Consider the following 17,750-nt stretch of genomic DNA (forward strand, 5'->3'; position numbering starts at 1 on the left):
GGTGTGGATCCAGGCGGTCGACCTGCCGCTCGGCGCGCTCGCGTGCGTGTCGCTGTGGTGGCGCAGGCGGTACCCGATGGCCGTGGCGCTGCTGGCCGTACCCGCGTTGGCGCTGTCCAACAGCGTGTTCGGCGCCGGGATGGTGATCACGGCGAGCCTGGCGCTGTACGAGCCGCTGCGCCGTTCGCTGCCGGTGCTCGGGCTGTTCGTGGCCGCGTCGGTGCCGGACGCGCTGCTGCTGTCGGACCCGCACGGCACCGACTGGACGGCGGCGGCCTTCTCGGTGGCGTACTACCTCGTCTCCTTCGCCTCGGGCAGCGCCCTGCGCAGCCGACGCCAACTCCTCGTCCGGCTGCGGGAGGACGCGGTACGCGAGCGCGCCGACCACGCGCGGCGGCTCGCCGACACCCGCCGCGCCGAACGGACCGCCATCGCACGGGAGATGCACGATGTGCTGGCGCACCGCATCTCGCTGCTGTCCGTGCACGCGGGCGCGTTGGCGTACCGGACGAGGAGCGCCGACGGCCCCGCTCTGGACGCCGCCGAGATCGAGGAGAGCGCCCGCGTCATCCGGGACAACGCCCATCAGGCGCTGGAGGAGTTGCGGGAAGTGCTGCTCGTGCTGCGGACGGAGGACGAGGGCACGGCCGCGCCGCAGCCACGGCTCGCGGACGTGGCCGTACTGGTGGCCGAGGCGCGGGCGGCCGGCCAGGACGTGCAGTTCCACAACGACGTGGACCCCGCGCTCGCGTCCGACCTGCGCCCGCAGGTCCAGCGCACCGCCTACCGCGCGGTGCAGGAAGCGCTGACCAACGCCCGTAAGCACGCGGCCGGTTCACCCGTGACCGTACGGCTGAGCGGCGCGCCCGGCGCGGACCTCACCGTCGAGGTGACCAACCCGCAGGCGTACGAGGCGACTTCGGGGCCGCCGCGCCCGATCCCCGGTTCCGGCACCGGTCTCGTGGGCCTCGGCGAGCGCGTCGCCCTGGACGGCGGGACCCTCGAACACGGCCGCGCTGACGGCGTGTTCACCGTACGGGTACGGCTACCGTGGCCCGCGACATCAACGCGTGATCCCCGGCAACGGGGGAAGGGCGAGGCGTGAGGGGCGACGGCATGATCCGGGTACTTCTGGTCGACGACGACCCGCTGGTGCGCGCCGGGCTGAAGATGATGCTGCGCGGCGCCGACGGCATCGAGGTCGTCGGCGAGGTGGGGGACGGCGCGGCCGTACCCGGGGCCGTACGGCAGCACGGTCCCGACGTCGTCCTCATGGACATCCGCATGCCGGTCATGGACGGCATCACCGCCACCCGCGCCCTCACCGGGCGCGACCCCGCGCCCCAGGTCATCGTGCTGACCACCTTCGGCGCCGAGGACACCGTCCTGGAGGCGGTACGCGCGGGCGCGGCGGGCTATCTGCTCAAGCACACCGAGCCGGAGGAGATCGTCGAGGCCGTACGCCGGGCGGCTCGCGGCGAACCCGTCCTGTCGCCGTCCGCCGCCCGTGCCCTCATCGCCCACGCGGCTACCGGCTCCTCTTCCCGCGCCGACGCCGCCCGGCAGCGGCTCGCCGACCTCTCCGAGCGCGAGCGCGACGTCGCCCGGGCCGTCGCCGAAGGGCTCTCCAACACCGAGATCGGCGCGCGGCTGCATGTGTCGGTCGGGACGGTCAAGGCGCATCTGTCCAGCGCGCTGGGGAAGGCCGGGGTCGAGAACCGGATTCAGCTCGCGTTGCTGGCGCATGACGCGGGGGAGGAGTGAGGGGGCGGTGCTCGCGGCGGTCCCGTCCCGTAGCGCCTCCGGCGGGGATGCGGGCCGGTGGGTGTACGGGGCCGGCAGGTAGGTGTACGGCACGGGCCGGTCGGTGGGGTGACGGGTCTGGCCGGTCGGCCGAGGCCGTGAACGGGGCGGGTGCCTAGCGTCGGAGGTATGCCTTCCGATGACGCAGTACGGACGTCTTTGCCGCGGGCCGCCGCTTCCGCCTCGGGCCTGGGGGCCGAGGCCGGCCGGGGGACCGTATCCGACCCTGGAGCCGACTCCCGGCCGGGCACCGTATCCGACCCCCGGACCGTATCCGCGTACCGGCCGCCGGCCGACCCGCGCCCGGCCGACCCGCGCCCGGCCGACCCGCGTCCGCATGACCGGCGCCCGCATGACCCGCGCCCGCACGACCGGCACCCACACGACCGGCGCCCGTATCACCGTCTCCGGCTCGCGGTGGCCCTCTTCTTCCTCTCTCCCCTGATCGGGGAGTTCCTGCTCGGCAACCAGCCGGTCACCGCGCTGCCGTCCGTCCTGATCCTCGCGCCGATGTACGGCGGCGGCGCCGTACTGATCCGCGAGTGCGCGCGGCGCCTCGGCCGGGGCTGGCCGACGATGATCGTGCTCGCGGCGGCGTACGCCCTGGTCGAGGAGGGGCCGATCGACCAGATGCTGTGGAATCCGCACTACGGCGGGTTCGACATGGCGGGCGCGTACGCGGGGACGTACGTGCCGTTCCTCGGGACGAGCGTCGGGATGATCGAGGACGTGCTGTCGATCCACACGGTCTGGAGCGTGTGCGTGCCGATCGCGATCGTGGAGACCTTCGCGTGGGGCGGCGGGCGCGCGGGACGGGAGATCCGGCCGTGGCTGGGCAACATCGGCCTGCCGCTGGTCGCCACGGCCTTCGTCGCCGACTCGCTCTTCCTCGCCGTCGCGCAGCAGCACAGCGAGCACTTCATGGCCTCGCCCGCGCGGCTCATCGGCTGCGGCGCCGTCATTCTCGTACTGATCGCGCTGGCCTTCACGCTCCCCGCCCGCCCGGCGACCCGCCCGACGGCCCGTACGCCCCGCCCCTGGCTCGTCGGCGCCACGGCCTTCGCCGCCACGTCCCTCTACTGGGCGCGCGGCGGCCTGTTCCCCTCCGGCGTCCCCGACTGGACCGACCCCGCGCTGTGGCTGCTGGCCGTCGCCGCCTTCGTATGCCTCGCGCTCCGCTGGTCCCGCAGCCCGGCGTGGTCCGCCGCCCACCGCTTCGCGCTCGCCGCGGGCGCCGTCCTCACCTACGCCTGGGTCGGCTTCACGCAGTCCCCGACCCTCGACGTCCCCCTGTCCCTCGCCCTGACGGGCAGCGCCGTCTTCGCCCTCGCCGCCCTCGTCCTCCTGGCCGCCGCCGCCCGCGCCCTCACGCGTCGCGCAACTCCCGGTCGCCCCGCCCCCAGAAACGCCGGTACACCCGCCGGGCCAGCAGCGGACCGAGAATCCACAGCACCCACGCGTGCGTCGTCGCAAAGAACACCGGAATGGACAGACCGAACCCGACGATGACCCCGTACGACCCCTCGTTCCCGGCCACCCCGGCGCCCGTTCCCGCGGGGTTCAGCGTCTTCAGGTAATACGTCAGGGCGAGCAGCGTGACATTCGCCAGCACCTGCAACAGCGCGTAGAAACCCCACCGCAGCGCATGCGTGGCGACGGTGTCGTGCCCCTCCTCGATCAGCATCTTCGTCGCGAACGGATTCAGGATGATCATCATCAGCCACACCATGTTGATCTTCCGCAGCCGCGTATCGACCCGCAGCGCCGTCCTGAACACCCTGTGGTGCTCGCCCCACGCCATCGCGATCACCACGAAACTGATCAAAAACGCCAGGTAATGCCCGTCATCCGCCCGCACCGAGTGCCAGAACTCCGACACATCGTGCCCCTCCGGCACCGGCAACTCCAACGCGAGCAACGTGATGGCGATCGCCACCACCGCGTCCGAAAACAAAATCAGCCGCTCCGCCGCCCGCGTCTCATGCCCTTGCTCGTTCTCCGAAATATCCGTCTCCCCACACACCGCGACGCCCCAAAGACCCCGCACTCACCACTAAAACCGCCCCAGTAGACCACCCCACCCCACCTCCCACAGTGCGATGCCGCACCTACGCAAGGAGGGGTCAGTTCGTCAGAAGTGCGCGGAGAGCCGTCGGGGTCCGCCACGGCTCCTCGGGGCTTGCACTGCGGTGGCACATGCGGTGGCAGTTCGAGCAGAGCAGGGCGAGGTCGTCGAGCGACGTGGTGGTCTCCCCGGAAACGTGGAGAGGGAGCGTGTGATGCACCTCGATGTAGCCGTCGCCAAGGCTGCCGTATGTCTCAGCGAAGCTGAAGTCGCACACTTCGCAGCGCAGGCTGCCGCCGGCTGCGAGCACGGACTTGATCTTCCTGGCCCGGAGCTTCGGATCCCGCTCCCTCGCGTGGTGGAGCCGAGCGAGCAGCCGGCCTTCCGGCGCGGCTTCGTCGTCTGGATCCGGTGGCTCGGCAGGGAGCTGAAACGGACCGTTGACGGCTACGTTCCGAATCCGCTCGGCGGCGGCCAGCATCTCCTCGGGCCGGGCGATGAAGGCGGCCACGACTTCCTTGTCCAGGCGTCCGCCCCGGGTCGGCGGGCCCTGGTGGGACGGGTGAGCCGTGGCCAAGTCCGTCGTCTTGCGGCTGACGCTTCCCGTGGAGCGGAACTTGACGCTGCGGGTCTCGACCGGGTGGAGGGGGAGCACTTGCAGCAGGTCGGACAAGTCCATTACCTGGAGGTCGTTCTCGCGAAGTTCCTTCCAGCCGTTCTGCACGACGAGGGCGCACGCGAGGAGGAGTTCATCCCGCTGCCAAGAAGGGTTCCGCATGCGCCTTATCGTAGGACTGCTCGCTGTGGCGTGACGGGTGCCCGAAGACTGCCGTCCGCTGCGCGACACTTGAGCGGATTGTCAGTGGGGTCTGCCACCCTCTGTGACAGTGAGATGCAAGACGCTCACACGGCGCGACTGGGATGAGGGTGCATGACGAGCATTGAGCCACAGTTCACCTCGGTGGAGATCTGCGCCGGAGCAGGCGGCCAGGCGGTGGGCCTGCACCGGGCGGGGTTCAAGCACCTTGCCCTGATCGAGATCGACCCGAATGCCTGCCAGACGCTCAAGGACAACGTCGAGGGCAATCCGAAGTGGGACGGCTGCAAGGTCATCGAGGCCGATCTCACGAAGTTTGACCCACGCCGGCTGAAGCTCAAGCCGGGAGTGCTTGACCTGTTGGCGGGCGGCGTCCCGTGCCCGCCGTTCTCGGCGGCAGGCAAGCAACTGGGCCACGAGGATGAGCGTGACCTCTTTCCTACGATGCTTGACCTGATCGGCTTCCTGCAGCCGAAGGCCGTGATGATTGAAAACGTCCGGGCACTGCTGGAACCGCCCGAGAAGTTCCGTAAGTACCGCGAAGACGTCATCGAGCGCCGCCTCAAAGAGGCTGGATACACGATCTGCTACTGGAAAGTGCTGGAAGCACGGGACTACGGGGTTCCGCAGCTTCGGCCGCGGGCGATTCTCGTAGCGATGAAGCCGGAGTATGCGAAGCACTTCGCCTGGACTGAACCGGAGCACACCAAGCTGCTCACGGTTGCGAAAGCCTTGGCGAAGTCCATGCGTGAGCGCTACCAGGCCAGCGGGCAGGACCCTCGCTGGAAGGGTCTTTACACCGCCCGCTGGGAGACCGCCTACAAGAAGTGGCTCAAGGCCGCGAAGACCGGCACCGTGGCGCCCACGCTGGTGGGCGGATCAAAGAAGCACGGCGGAGCGGATCTCGGCCCCAGCCGGGCGAAGGAAGCCTGGCGGAAGCTCGGTGTGTGCGGGCTGGGCGTCGCGAACGATCCGTCGGACCTTCAGGATCCGGAGCGGGACCTCTACGCGGAGCGCGGTCCCAAGCTGACCGTGCTGCAGGCAGCGACCATCCAGGGATTCCCCGAGGACTGGAAATTCTCCGGCCGGAAGACGGCGGCATACCGCCAGGTGGGGAACGCCTTCCCGCCGCCTGTCGCCGAAGCCGTCGGCAAACAGATCGTCGCCGCCTTGGCCGCGGGGAAGCGTGAGAAGGACGCGCAGATCGAGAAGGACTCCGCTCTCTTTGAAGTCTCCGCCCCGTCAGCTCCTGCTCGCACGCATCTTGTCAACCGTGGCGGCGATCGTGAGCGCGCAGGCGTCCGGTGACTCGTGCTCCCAAAAGCGCAGCGCCGTCCAGCCGGCTTCAGCGAGCCGTTCGTTCGTATCCTGGTCCCGCGCTATGTTCCTGGCGACCTTCTCTGACCAGTAGCCCGAATTGGTCTTCGGCGACACATAGTGCTCCGGGCAGCCGTGCCAGTAGCAGCCGTCGATGAAGACGGCGACCTTTGCCGGCCGGAACACCAGATCCGCCGTCCGGCGAAGGTCGGGCAGGGGGCGCGCTGAGACGCGATAGCGCAGCCCCCGCGCATGCACCAGGCGCCGTATCAGCCACTCCGGCCCCGTATCCCGGCTCCGGATAGCCTGCATGTTCCGTCGGCGGCTCTCAGAAGAGGCCCAGGAACCCGGCGGTGGGGACCAGTCGTCCGTCAACCTGCTCTCCCCCCTTGAGGCACGTACGCCCCGGACGCACAGTTCGGCCTTCAGCCGTCCAGAGGCACTCAACGGTACCGAGCCTACGGGTGGGCTGGCCGAAGACATTGCGCTGGCAGTCAGCCCGTTCACTTGGTGTGGGTAGGGAGCAGCGGAGCCGCCTGGGGCGGTTCGCCCGGCAGGGCGCAGGCCCAGCGGCGTTCACTGAGAACGACGGTGGGCCGGAGGGTCTCCGCCGGTCCGACCTCAACGGCACGAACGCTGACGAACTCGCCTTCGCGGGGTACCGGTATGCCCAGTTGCTCGGCGATCCGCCTGTGGCTCTCGTAGTCGCCGATGATGAGGATGCCGTCCCTGCGCAGTGCGCTCCGCGAACCCCCATTGCCGCGGACCCGCTTCATGTAGTCCTTCTGCTGCGCTACCGTCCGCACGACGTTCCGTCCGATCCGGCGCTTCTGGACTCTGCGGAAGAGTTCGTTCAAGCGCGCCTGCCCAGATGAGGATGCGAACACTGCTTTCCGGTCGGTCGGATCCATGTGGAGCAGCACATTCTCCGGGAGTTCCGCATCGCGCCATAGCCACGTGATCTTTTCCCGTTGTTTGGAGTTGACCGTCTGCTTGAGGTCCCGGTTGTTGCCCTGGTTCAGCAACTCCGCCCTGATGCGCACCAGGCCGGCGCTCCACCGGCTCTTGTAGTCATCAGCCCAGACGAGCAGGCACAGATGGCCAATTGCCTCCGGCGGAATCATCCAGCCGCCGAAGGTCTGGGAATACTTGCAGTCCACGTCGACGCCCGCGATTTTGTAGTCCATGGCGTCACCGTCAGCAAACCGGAACTCCCGCTGGAGATTGATCTCTACGACCGTGCCCGCATGCGTCTTCTCCGTTTTGAAGAGCGTCTTCCAGTCGTAACGGCCTGTGCTCTCCCCGTCGAGGAGTTGGTCGATGGTGTTCCGGAGCACTGTTGCGAACCGGAAGCCCGAGGGATCCGCCGCCCGGAGCGCTTCCACGACGGCCGCAAGCTCGGGGTCGTCCTGGTCGGCAGACGCGATGTTCGTGGCAGCCGAGTGGTCGAGGGGGAGCAAACGTATACCTCCTTCAGCCTGAGCGGCTTGCGAACGGCCGGGGCCGACGGGGACGTTGCCGTCGCCGAAGGCGCAGTCGTGCTGGGCGCGCTAACGGGGCCGTCAGCCTACCGATGCTCCGGGCCCTGCGGGTAAGGGCGCGAGACGGTGGCGGGCAGCGGCAGGTTGGCGCCTTGGGCGACCACGGTGGAGTTGTCGCCCGTACCCCGCTCGACGATCGCGACGGCCGTCCCCGACGGCGCGGGGTTGACCACGAGGTGCGTGGTGGCGACGCACGCGGCGGCCAGGCCGGCGCGTAGGAACTCACCGGCGCGCGTCGTCCCGCGTGCCGCACAGCAGGACGGCTACGGTGTTCGACGCCTTGCGGGCCGGATCGCCGGCCAGGCTGTTGCGCGGGCTCGCGGACCCGGTGGCAACTCGCCGCGATCGAGGGCAATGCGGGCGCGGTGTGAGCCATGGCGGAGGCTGGGGCGACGCGGTGGGCGCGAGGTGCGGAGATTAACGGTGCTTGCCGGGTCCGGGGGCGCCCCACGTGCCCGGCGCCTGCGCGTGCCATGCGCCGGGCGCACCCCACTGGCCGGGCGCCTGGCCGTCCCACGGCCGGGGACCCCACATCGGGGCCTGGCGCGGATGCGGGAAGGGCGCCGCCCAGGCGGCGGGCGGGAGGTGCGGCGTCGCGGCCTGGGCGAGCGGGATTCGCACCAGGGACTTGCGCTGCCAGAGGTGATGGAGGAGTTCGGCTTCGCGCGCGGTGAAGTCAGGCGCGGGCATGCCGCGGGTGGCCGCCGCGCGCAGGAAGGCGAGGTGCGTGGCGAAGGCGGTGTAGTCGCGTACCGCGCGCGCCCCGCTCTCGCCGTAGTAGCGGCGCGCGGTGTCGCGGGCCTGGCTGCGGGCCTTCATCGAGGCCAGGGCGGTCGGCTCGGGCAGCGTCAGCCAGCCGGCGGCGGCGTAGACGGGGAGGTTGGTGCGGATGGTGCGCAACTCGCGGGCGCGGGCCCAGAAGGCGAGCCAGACGACGAGGCCGAAGACCGGGATCATGACGGCCACGTAAACGGTCAGGAAGCCGACGGGCGAGAGCATCGAGGAGCTGTTCCACAGGCCGTGCAGCACCATCGCGAGCAGCCAGCCGCCGAGCGGCGCGAGCCAGCGCCACACACTGCGCGGGCGGCTGGTGGCGGCGATGGCGAAACCGATGCCGGTCATCGCCGTGAAGAGCGGGTGCGCGAAGGGCGTCATCAGGACGCGGACGAAGAAGGTCGCGGCGGTCGCCGAGTCGAGTACGGAGGAGCCGAGCGCCTTGTCCTCGCCGAAGGCCGAGCCGATGTACAGGATGTTCTCGGTGAAGGCGAAGCCGGTCGCGGCCAGCCCCGCCAGCACGATGCCGTCCACGACGGACTCGATGTGACGGCGCCGGAAGAGGAAGAGCAGCAGGAGCGCGGCGCCCTTCGCCGTCTCCTCCACCAGCGGCGCGACGAAAGTCGCACCCCAGTGGTCGGTCTGCGTCGGAGTCGCGGAGAAGGTCGTGGCGATCAGCTTGGCGCCGTACTCGTTGGCGAACAGCGCGACGAGGGTCGCCGCGCACGCGCCCCAGGAGAAGGCGAAGACCACGTTCTGCCAGGGGCTCGGCGCCACGTGGTCGAGCCACAGGAACGCCCAGACCAGCAACGGCACCGGCAGGACGGCCAGCACCAGGCCGACCAGGAAGCTCTCGGTGCCTATGTGCTGGCGCACGACCGCGAGGATGATCACACCGCAGACGGCCAGTGCCGTGAACAGCGCGCCCGTACGGACCGCCCGGCTCTCCCAGAACGGACGGCGGGGCGCGTACTGCCAGGTCTCGGGAGCGGGCGCGGGCGCGAATCCGGGCGGCGGCCCGGCGGGTGCGGCCTCCGACGCGTCGGCACCGGATACGTCGGGACCGGATACGTCGGAACCTGATCCGTCGAAGCCCGATCCGGCGGAACCTGATCCGTCGAAGCCCGATCCGGCGGTCCCGGACTGCGGTCCCGGCGCGGCGGACCCGGGCGGCGGCCCCGACGCGGGCAGGGCAGCGGCCTCCTGAGGACCCGCGGCCCCGGCAGCCGGGTGCGAAAACATGGACACCCGTCGACAGTACGGGGGCCGGGCGGCCGTACGCGAGGGTGCGTCGGCATCGGTTCGCGCAGGTGACCGACGCTGCCCGGCCCGAACGGGCGGGTCAGGGGCGGTTCCGGCGGCGGCTCAGGGACCGGGCCAGGGACGAGACCAGGGACGGGCCAGGAGACGGTTCCCGGAGCGCGCGCCGGTCGCGTACGCCGGACGTCCCCGCGCCCGTACGCGCCCCGTGCCCGTACGCCGGACGTCCCCGCGCCCGTACGCGCCCCGTGCCCGTACGCCGGTCGCGCCCCGCGCCCCACGCGCCTACGCAGGACGCCCCCCGCCGCCTCCCTCAGATACGGGTGAACAGCAGGTCGCGTACGATGTGCCCCTTCGCCAGCCCCTGCCGCTCGAACTTCGTCATCGGCCGGAAGTCCGGCCGGGGGGCGAAACCTTCCGCCGGGTACCGGTTCGCCAGCCCCGGCTCCGCCGCCAGCACCTCCAGCATCTGCTCGGCGTACGGCTCCCAGTCCGTCGCGCAGTGCACGACCGCGCCGGACCGCAGCAGCGGCAGCACCATGGCCAGGAAGTCCGGCTGGATCAGCCGCCGCTTGTGGTGCTTGGCCTTCGGCCAGGGGTCGGGGAAGTACACGCGCAGCCCCGCGAGCGAGGCGGGCGGCAGCATGTCCCGCAGCAGGACGACGGCGTCGCCGTTGGCCACCCGGACGTTCGTCAGGCCGAGGCGGTCGGCGAGCGCCAGCAGATTCCCCTGGCCGGGGGTGTGCACATCGACGGCCAGGATGCCGGTCGCCGGGTCCGCCGCCGCCATCGCGGCGGTCGCGTCCCCCATCCCGAAGCCGATCTCCAGCACCACGGGCGGCTCGGGGTCGCCGAAGAGCGCGCCCGGATCCAGCGGCGCGCCGTCCAGCTCCACCCCCCACGCCTCCCAGTGCCGCTCGATCGCCGCGGCCTGCGCCTGCGTGATCCGCCCCCGCCGGGCATGGAACGACCTGATCCGGTGCTCCTCCCGCGACCCCGCCGGATCGGGCGCGGGCCCGCTGGGAAAGCGCTGCTGCCTGCCGACGCCGGAGACGGCCTTTCCGGCAACGGCTTCCGTGTCGGCTTCCGTGACGGATTCGGCGTCGGCTTCCGTGACGGCTTCCGTGACGGAGACGGCTACGGCTAGGGCTACGGCATCGGTCTCGCGTACGGCGGGCGCGCTCGTACGCGTGGCGGGGGGAGTGGGTGACGTGGACACAATGCCGTCGATTCTACGGGGCGCCCGCGGCCCCCCGGAGCGGCTGCCAGCGGCGTACGGGCTCACGTACCGGTGCGCGGACGCACCGCGTAAGGCCAGGTCCGGGGCCGTACGGCGGCCGGGGGCGCAGGCGCGAACCGTGAACGCCGTCCGCGGGGCTACGCGGCGCGCAGGGCCTCCAGGGCCCGGCGGGCGACCTCGCGGCCGATCGGGAGTGAGGCGGTGGCGGCGGGGGAGGGGGCGTTGAGGACGTGGACGAAGGGGGCGGTCCCGGCGAAGAGGAAGTCGTCGACGAGGGTCCCGTCGGGGAGTACGGCCTGGGCGCGGACTCCGGCGGGGGCCGGGACGAGGTCGCCGGGACGCAGCGCGGGCAGCAGGCGGCGGGCGTCGGCGGTGAAGGCGCGCTTGGACAGCGAGCGGTGGATCTCGCCCGCCTCCTGGCGCCAGTGGCGGCGGGCGATCCGCCAGGTGCCGGGGAAGCGGGCGGTCGCGGCGAGGTCGCGCAGTCCCACGGTGCCGCGCCGGTAGCCCTCGCGGGCGAGCGCGGGCACCGCGTTCGGACCGAGGTGGACGCCGCCGTGCACATCGCGGGTCAGGTGGACGCCGAGGAAGGGGAAGTCCGGGTCGGGCACCGGGTAGACAAGACCGCGCACCAGCCCGCGGCGGACCGGGATCAGCTCGTAGAACTCGCCGCGGAAGGGCACGATCCGCATGCCCGGGTCGTCCCCGGCCAGCTCCGCGATCCGGTCGCTGTGCAGCCCCGCGCAGTTGACCAGAACTTTCGTACGGATCTCGGGGCGCGGGCGGCCCTCGGCGTCGCTGCTGCGGACGGCGACCAGGCCGTCGGCGCGGCGCTCGATCGTACGGACCCGCTCGCCGTAGCGGACCCGGCAGCCCGCGTCCCCGGCCAGCCGGGCCAGGGTGGCGGCGACCTCGCGGAAGTCGCAGATGCCGGTGGTGGCGACGTGGATGGCGGCCAGCCCCGCGACCTTCGGCTCGTACTCGGCGATCTGGGCCGGGCCCAACTCCCTTACCGGGATGCCGTGTTCGCGGCCCCGCTGGACCAGGGCGTGCAGCCGCGGGAGTTCGGCCTGGGCGGTGGCGACGATGAGCTTGCCGGTGGTCTCGTGCGGGATGCCGTGCTCGGCGCAGAATTTGCCGATCTCGGCCGAACCCGCCAGCGCGTACTGGGCTTTGAGGGAGCCGGGGCGGTAGTAGATGCCGCTGTGGATCACTCCGCTGTTGCGGCCGGTCTGGTGGCGTGCGGGGCCCGGTTCCTTCTCCAGGACGGTGACGCGGATGCCGGGGGAGGCGCGGGTGAGCGCGTAGGCGGTGGAGAGGCCGATGATGCCCGCGCCCACGACAAGGACATCCTCCGGGCGGGAGGCGGGTGCGGTGCTGCGGGTCATGACGCCTCCTGCCTGTGGGGCCCTCATAGCCCGGCGGCCCGCTCCTCAAACGCCGTACCGGCCGGAAACCGCCGGACGGCCCGGAATTCGCTGCTGGCGCATCCGCGCCGCCGGTCCGCCCGCCCGCGCCGCCGGTCCGCCCGCCCGCGCCGCCGGTCCGCCCGCACGCGCCTGCCGGCCCGCCCGGCTGAATCGTTTACGCCGGGGCCGCGAGCAAGGGCCTGGCCCGCTCCCGCAGCTCCAGCACCCGCGGCTCGTCGTTGTACGGCTCCAGGCGGTGCAGCAGGTCGCGGACGTACTCCGTGGTGCGGGCCGAGGAGATGCGGCCCGCGACCTCGACGGCCTTGGTGCCCGCGGCGCACGCGGCGTCCAGGTTCCCGGACTCCAGTTCGGCGACGGCGGAGACGACCAGGCGCAGGCCGTGGGAGCGGACGAACTCCTCGGTGGGCCGGGCGAGGGCCTGCTCGGTGAAGCGCTGCACCTGGCGCGGGACGCGCAGGTCGCGGTAGCACTCGGCGGCGTCGGCGGCGAGCCGGTCGTAGGAGTAGAAGCCGAGCCACTGCGGGTCGGCGTCGCCCTCGCGGGAGCGCTCGAGTAACGCCTCCGCGGCGGCCAGCGAGGCCCCGCAGGCGGCGGCCTCGCCCGCCTTGGCGTGCGCGCGGGCCTCCACGAGATGGAAGAAGCTCATCGTGCGGGCGGTCGCCAGACCGCGGTTGCGCTCCAGGGCGGCCTGGGCGAGGTCGACGCCCTCGTCGGAGAAGTTGCGGTACGTGGCCTGGAGCGACATCGAGGCGAGCACGTAACCGCCGAGCGGTACGTCGGCGGCGGCGCGGGCCATCCGCAGCGCCTGGATGTAATACCGCTGGGCGGCCTCCTGTTGGCCGGTGTCGAAGGCCATCCACCCGGCGAGGCGGGTGAGTTCGGCGGTCGCGCCGAACAGCGCGCGGCCCACGTCGTCGCTGTAGGAACCGAGCAGCAGGGGCGCCGCCTCGACCCGCAGGCACTCCGGGACCATGCCCGAACGCCAGTCGCCGCCACCGTACTTGGAGTCCCAGCGGCGGGCGTCCTCGGCGGCTTCGCGGAGCTTGGTCACGTCGTTGTGACCGACGTGGTTCATGCCCGGCGCGGGCGCGTCGCGGGCCACGGTGGCGTCCGCGGGGGTGATCAACCAGCGCGACGCGGGGGTCACGTAAGCGCTCACTGCGAAAGATCCGGCCAAGCTCTGCCAGATGCCGGTGCCGCCGGGTCCGCGCCGTCCGGCGAGATCCAACCGCCACAGATCGGTGGCCGATTTCACCGCCTCGCCGACATCGCGCGGGAAGGCGAGACCGACCTCGGGCGCCGGGTCCGCGTCGGCCAGACCGATCTCGTGCAGCGGCACGGGACGGCCGAGCTTGGCGCCTATCGCCGCCGCGATCAGATGCGGCGCGGCGCCCTGCGGGACCATGCCCTTGGCCACCCACCGGGCGACCGACGTCTTGTCATAACGCAGGGTCAGGCCGCGTTGGGCGCCCAAGTCGTTGACCCTGCGGGCCAGTCCGGCGTTGCTGATGCCCGCCAGAGCGAGAAGGGTGCCGAGCTTCTCGTTCGGCCCGCGGTGTTCTCTGTTCACTGCGGTTCACCTCGTGATGCCGCTGGGGGGCAGGCCGGCCGGCCTGGTCTTGTCGTGGGGTACGGGGGTCACCCTCCCCTGGAGCCCGATTCAGCCACCGCGGTGACCGCTCGGCGGCCGGTGCGGCGCATGCGCCGGACACCCGAGCCGCGCGTACGTGTGCGAACCGGGTACACCCAGCGTAGTTCGCCGCATCCCGACCGTTAAGAGTCTCGTCCCGGATGGCGAGATTCCTGCCCCTTACTCGCCACCTCATTGGACCGTGCTCCCGGTATATGTGGCCGTGCGCCCGGCCGTGCGCTCTGTGCCGTCCGGGACGGCGGCGCTTGCATAGGGTCCGTGGGTCGGCCCGCGGCCCCGGCAGGCGGCTATGGCGGTGGTACGGCGGGCCAGGGGGTTCCGTTGCCACAATCCCCGCGGGCGGCGGACCGGCCCGGGAGGTGCGTCAGCGCCCTCCCGGGCCGTGGACCTCCCCTTGCGCCGAAGCCTCCCCGCGACGGCGCGCCCGCGCCCGGCCCCGCCCGCGCCGCCCGGCGTCCGCGGGAGGTGCTCCACCAGCGGTCCACACCTGCTCCACACCTTCTCCACGGCCCTCACCACTGTCTCCTTCACCACATTCACCGCCCCCGCCCGCGCCGGAACGTGCCCTTAATGTCCCGCATGCCGACCTCGAACGGTCCTCAACCGGTCCCTGGTCGCGTACGTGGCTTTCCGGCATATCAACTCCGGCATGTGCCGCAGACTTTGGCGCGAATCAGACGTTTCGGCTGATGCGTGTTTCACACTCGCCTCGCGGCTGCCCTCAGCGCGCGACCCGGCGCTCCTTGGTGCACCCATGCGCCGCTTTGCGCGCCTTCACGTGGCAGCATGGTCTTTCGGACGTCAGACGTGGCAGCGAAGCGGTAGAGCAGTGGGGCGGCGGCAGAGCGGCCCCCCGCGTACCGGCTGTCCACAGCCTGTGGAGGCGGCGATGCGGTGGTTGGTGGGGTGGAGCAGTGCCACCGCGGGTCCCGTTCCCGGCAGCAGGACCCGTACGCTCCTGCCCGTCGGTGCCCAACTCCTGTGGTCGGAACCGGATCCGCTGTGGGCCGTCGGTGACTGGCGGCCCGACGAGGTCCGTGTCGTCCAGGCCGATCCGGGCGGCGGCGCCGCGTACGCCTTCGGCGGCGGCAAAGGTGCGGCGTACGGCTCCGGGGGCGCGGCCTACGGGGACGGTTACGGCGACACGTACGGCGGGGCGGGTGCCGCGTACGGCGACGGCGGCGCGTACCGCAACGGCGGCCGGGGCGGCGGCGGTTCGAACGGCTCCCACAGCAACGGCTCCCACAGCAACGGCTCCCATGGCAACGGGCACGGCGGGGGCGCCCCGCACACCGTCGCCCGGCTCGCCGTACTCGGCCGATGCGGCGCCAGCGACGCCGAGTTGCGGCTCGGCCTGGTCGCCGCCCGCGGCGGCGCGCTGCGCCATCTGACGGCCTGGTCGGGCAGTTACACCGCCGTACTCCAACTCGGCCGCCGCATCACCGTGTTGGGCGACCTCGCCGGTGCCAGGCCGGTCTTCCACACCCGTTGGGCGGGCGGTACGGCGTACGCGACCGCCGCCCTCCCGCTCGCCGACCTCATCGAGGCCGGGCTCGACGTCACCCACCTCGCCGCACTCCTCGCCTGCCCCGACTCGCCCGAAGCGCTCGGCGACGGCACCCCGTACCTCGGCGTCCGCCGCGTCCCGCCCGGCCACGCGCTCATCCTGCGCGACGGTGCCCCGGAGATCAGCGGCTACGAACAGACCGCCTCGCTGGCCGTCGGCCACCAGCCCACCAACAACGCCGACGCCACCGCGGCCGTCGAGGGCATACGGGACGCGCTCGTCGACGCCGTACGCGCCAGGCTCTCCCAGGCCCGCTTCGTACCCGACCCCGGGGACGGGCCCGCGCCCGGCATCGGCGCCGACCTCTCCGGCGGCAGCGCCTCCGCCACGCTCGCGCTGCTCGCCGCCGGGCTGCCCGGCAACCCCGGCATGCTGCCCGGCGCGCCCGGCTCCCTCGCGGGCGAGCGGCTGCTCGCCGTCACCTTCAACGACCTCGCGGGCGGCGGACCTCCGGGGTCCTCCGGCGGGGAGCCCTCGGGCGGCGGACTCCACTCCAGGGAAGCGCAGTTGGAGCGGGCGCGGATCATGGGCGCCGACCCGCGGCTGCGGCACGTCGTCGTCCCCGGCGGCCCCGAGGCGCTGCCGTACGCCGACCTCGGCGGCGGCGCGCTCACCGACGAGCCCGCCCCCTCCCTCGTCGACGCCGAACGCAACCGGCGGCGGCTCGCCGCGGGCGGCGCCGACCACCTCATCGGATACGGCGCCCGGCAGGTCCTCGACGCGCATCCCGCGCGGCTCGCCGACCTCCTGATGGACCGGCGCCGCCGCCACCTCGTACGGCCGGTGGCCGCGCTCACCCGCGCCGACGGGGCCCTCGGGCACCCCGCGCTCGTGCCCTTCACCGTGCCGATCACCGTCTACCGCGCCGCCCGGCGGCTGGCCCGCACCCCGTATCAACAGGGTGTGGAGGACGCGGCGGCGCGGCTCCAGCGGCACGAGTTCGGCTCCGCCGGCAGTGGGCCGCTGGCCGCGTCCCTCGCCGCGATGACCTGGGTACGGCCGGGGCCCGCCGCCCGCTGGCTCACCGGGGAGGCGCTGGCCGAGGTGTCGGTACGCCTCCAGGACGCCGCGCGGCGGCCGTGGCCGATGGACCGGCCGGGGGAGCGGCGCGCCCGCGCCGTGCTGGCGCGTACCGCCGCGGATTTCCGCGCCTTCGAGCAGGCCGCGGCGGTGCCCAGCCAGCGGCTGCACGCGCCCTTCCTCGACAACCAGGTCGTCCGGGCCTGCCGGGCGCTGCCCGGCGCCCTTCGCGTACGGCCCGGCGCCCGGGCCGACGTCCTGCGCGACGTCCTCGAAGGCGCCGGGGTCCGTGACCTGCCGCCGGGGTGGGGCGCCAACTCCCACTCCACCGCTGCCGCGGCGGCCCGCACGGGGTTGCGTTTGGCGCTGGACGACCTTCTGGACCTTTTTGACGCGCCGCTGCTTGCCGATGCCGGGCTCATCGACGCTCGGGTGGTGCGCTCCGCGCTGGTCGCTGTCGCGGACGGGGGTGGGGTGCCGGCGGATCTCGACGGGTTGGGCGACCTTGTCGCCACTGAGGTCTGGCTGCGGCGGCTGCTTGCGCGGCGGGGGTCGTGCTGGACCGATCCCGCCACTCCCACTGATCCCCGCGCCCTCTCTTCCGGCGTCCAGCGCCTCTCTCTCTGACCTCGCCTTCTCCTTTTCCCGCCCGCCCACCCGTGCGGGTGCTTTCTTCGTCTGCGGATGCCGCTTGTGCCTGGGTCGGTGCCGGTCCGGGGCACCTCCTCGAAATGCGGCTACCTGGCCCCGTGTATCCGGTGCCCTTCTTGTCACCGCATTTCTGCGGGGGCACCCCGGCCCGTCCCCTCCCGGTACGTCGGCGTCCGCCTGCCGGTGGGGGTTGCCGGGGAGGGTAGGGGGTCTTTGCGGCGTACCGCCCTGCGCCGGTGGCCCCTCCCGGTGGGGGGCCCTTCTCCAAGCGCCCCACGACGCCCCGGCGGTTACCCCCACCCGGACGCCCCGTCGGCCGTCGGACGTCGACCGCGCAGGTCCCGCTCTACCCACCCCGCCTGAGGGTCGGGTGGCGCAAGGTCCGGCACCCCACCCACCCCCGTCCGCCACCCCGGGTGGACGGTCGGTCGCGCGGGGCCTGGACATCCACCCACCCGCCTCCCCCCTCAGCTACAGCGGACAGGCGGGCGCCGGCGGACCGGAGGGGACGGTGCGGGGTGCCCCCGCAGGGGGACGAACGGGCAAGGGCAGAAGCGAGTGGAGGTGGCCGCAGGTTCGTCGCCCGAGGAGGTGCCCCGGGCCGGGACCGACGA

13 protein-coding genes and 1 pseudogene are annotated in these 17,750 nt (G+C 72.5%); 5 read left to right on the forward strand and 9 right to left on the reverse strand.

Annotation, left to right across the window (positions count from 1 at the left end; genetic code table 11):
- Position 1: 1 nt before the first annotated feature.
- From ACFZAM_RS05020 to ACFZAM_RS05030, 3 genes are all read left to right on the forward strand, one after another.
- Positions 2-1,105: a histidine kinase gene (locus tag ACFZAM_RS05020; RefSeq protein ID WP_391042788.1), complete on the forward strand. Its 1,104-nt coding sequence runs from the start codon at positions 2-4 to the stop codon at positions 1,103-1,105.
- A gap of 11 nt (positions 1,106-1,116) precedes the next feature.
- Positions 1,117-1,764: a response regulator gene (locus ACFZAM_RS05025; protein ID WP_391042790.1), complete on the forward strand. Its 648-nt coding sequence runs from the start codon at positions 1,117-1,119 to the stop codon at positions 1,762-1,764.
- Positions 1,765-2,220: 456 nt separating this feature from the next.
- Positions 2,221-3,312 carry a hypothetical protein gene (locus ACFZAM_RS05030; protein ID WP_391042792.1) on the forward strand — a complete coding sequence of 364 codons (1,092 nt, stop codon included), beginning with the start codon at positions 2,221-2,223 and terminating at the stop codon, positions 3,310-3,312.
- Positions 3,313-3,511: 199 nt separating this feature from the next.
- Here ACFZAM_RS05030 and ACFZAM_RS05035 read toward each other — a convergent pair.
- Together ACFZAM_RS05035 and ACFZAM_RS05040 are read right to left on the reverse strand one after the other, a co-directional pair.
- A pseudogene (locus tag ACFZAM_RS05035) lies at positions 3,512-3,850 on the reverse strand (TMEM175 family protein); the annotation flags it as partial.
- Between the two features lie 76 nt (positions 3,851-3,926).
- The gene (locus ACFZAM_RS05040) at positions 3,927-4,646 is read right to left on the reverse strand and encodes an HNH endonuclease (RefSeq protein ID WP_391042795.1); all 720 of its coding nucleotides are present in this window, start codon (positions 4,644-4,646) and stop codon (positions 3,927-3,929) included.
- Positions 4,647-4,799: 153 nt separating this feature from the next.
- On the opposite strand from ACFZAM_RS05040, the gene ACFZAM_RS05045 reads away from it, so the two are divergent.
- Positions 4,800-5,993, forward strand: a complete 1,194-nt coding sequence (locus ACFZAM_RS05045) for a DNA (cytosine-5-)-methyltransferase (protein WP_391042797.1) — start codon at positions 4,800-4,802, stop codon at positions 5,991-5,993.
- Here the strand turns inward: ACFZAM_RS05045 and ACFZAM_RS05050 are convergent.
- The 7 genes from ACFZAM_RS05050 to ACFZAM_RS05080 form a co-directional block, all read right to left on the reverse strand.
- On the reverse strand, positions 5,928-6,377 hold the full coding sequence (locus tag ACFZAM_RS05050; RefSeq protein WP_391042800.1) for a DNA mismatch endonuclease Vsr: 450 nt from the start codon (positions 6,375-6,377) through the stop codon (positions 5,928-5,930). The two genes, ACFZAM_RS05045 and ACFZAM_RS05050, sit on opposite strands and share 66 nt — an antisense overlap.
- Before the next feature lie 128 nt (positions 6,378-6,505).
- Positions 6,506-7,462: a NaeI family type II restriction endonuclease gene (locus ACFZAM_RS05055; RefSeq protein ID WP_391042802.1), complete on the reverse strand. Its 957-nt coding sequence runs from the start codon at positions 7,460-7,462 to the stop codon at positions 6,506-6,508.
- Between the two features lie 107 nt (positions 7,463-7,569).
- Positions 7,570-7,716: a hypothetical protein gene (locus tag ACFZAM_RS05060; protein WP_391042804.1), complete on the reverse strand. Its 147-nt coding sequence runs from the start codon at positions 7,714-7,716 to the stop codon at positions 7,570-7,572.
- A 244-nt stretch (positions 7,717-7,960) separates the two neighbouring features.
- Positions 7,961-9,559, reverse strand: a complete 1,599-nt coding sequence (locus ACFZAM_RS05065) for a PrsW family glutamic-type intramembrane protease (protein WP_391043557.1) — start codon at positions 9,557-9,559, stop codon at positions 7,961-7,963.
- 331 nt (positions 9,560-9,890) lie between these two features.
- The gene (gene trmB / locus ACFZAM_RS05070; RefSeq protein ID WP_391042807.1) at positions 9,891-10,796 is read right to left on the reverse strand and encodes a tRNA (guanosine(46)-N7)-methyltransferase TrmB; all 906 of its coding nucleotides are present in this window, start codon (positions 10,794-10,796) and stop codon (positions 9,891-9,893) included.
- A 158-nt stretch (positions 10,797-10,954) separates the two neighbouring features.
- Complete coding sequence (gene lhgO / locus ACFZAM_RS05075) at positions 10,955-12,205, reverse strand: L-2-hydroxyglutarate oxidase (RefSeq protein ID WP_355336277.1); 1,251 nt, start codon at positions 12,203-12,205, stop codon at positions 10,955-10,957.
- A gap of 196 nt (positions 12,206-12,401) precedes the next feature.
- Positions 12,402-13,817: an MFS transporter gene (locus tag ACFZAM_RS05080; protein WP_188283634.1), complete on the reverse strand. Its 1,416-nt coding sequence runs from the start codon at positions 13,815-13,817 to the stop codon at positions 12,402-12,404.
- A gap of 970 nt (positions 13,818-14,787) precedes the next feature.
- Between ACFZAM_RS05080 and ACFZAM_RS05085 the strand changes: the two genes are divergently transcribed.
- Positions 14,788-17,112, forward strand: a complete 2,325-nt coding sequence (locus tag ACFZAM_RS05085; protein ID WP_391042811.1) for an asparagine synthase-related protein — start codon at positions 14,788-14,790, stop codon at positions 17,110-17,112.
- Positions 17,113-17,750: the final 638 nt, after the last annotated feature.

This window comes from Streptomyces sp. NPDC008079, from assembly GCF_042957385.1.
Taxonomy (GTDB): Bacteria; Actinomycetota; Actinomycetes; order Streptomycetales; family Streptomycetaceae; genus Actinacidiphila.

Coding starts and splice junctions, on each gene's coding strand:
- ACFZAM_RS05025 (WP_391042790.1), top strand. CDS start 1,117: ATGATCCGGGTACTTCTGGTCGACGACGACCCGCTGGTGCGCGCCGGG.
- ACFZAM_RS05040 (WP_391042795.1), bottom strand. CDS start 4,646: ATGCGGAACCCTTCTTGGCAGCGGGATGAACTCCTCCTCGCGTGCGCC.
- ACFZAM_RS05045 (WP_391042797.1), top strand. CDS start 4,800: ATGACGAGCATTGAGCCACAGTTCACCTCGGTGGAGATCTGCGCCGGA.
- ACFZAM_RS05065 (WP_391043557.1), bottom strand. CDS start 9,559: ATGTTTTCGCACCCGGCTGCCGGGGCCGCGGGTCCTCAGGAGGCCGCT.
- lhgO (WP_355336277.1), bottom strand. CDS start 12,205: ATGACCCGCAGCACCGCACCCGCCTCCCGCCCGGAGGATGTCCTTGTC.
- ACFZAM_RS05085 (WP_391042811.1), top strand. CDS start 14,788: ATGCGGTGGTTGGTGGGGTGGAGCAGTGCCACCGCGGGTCCCGTTCCC.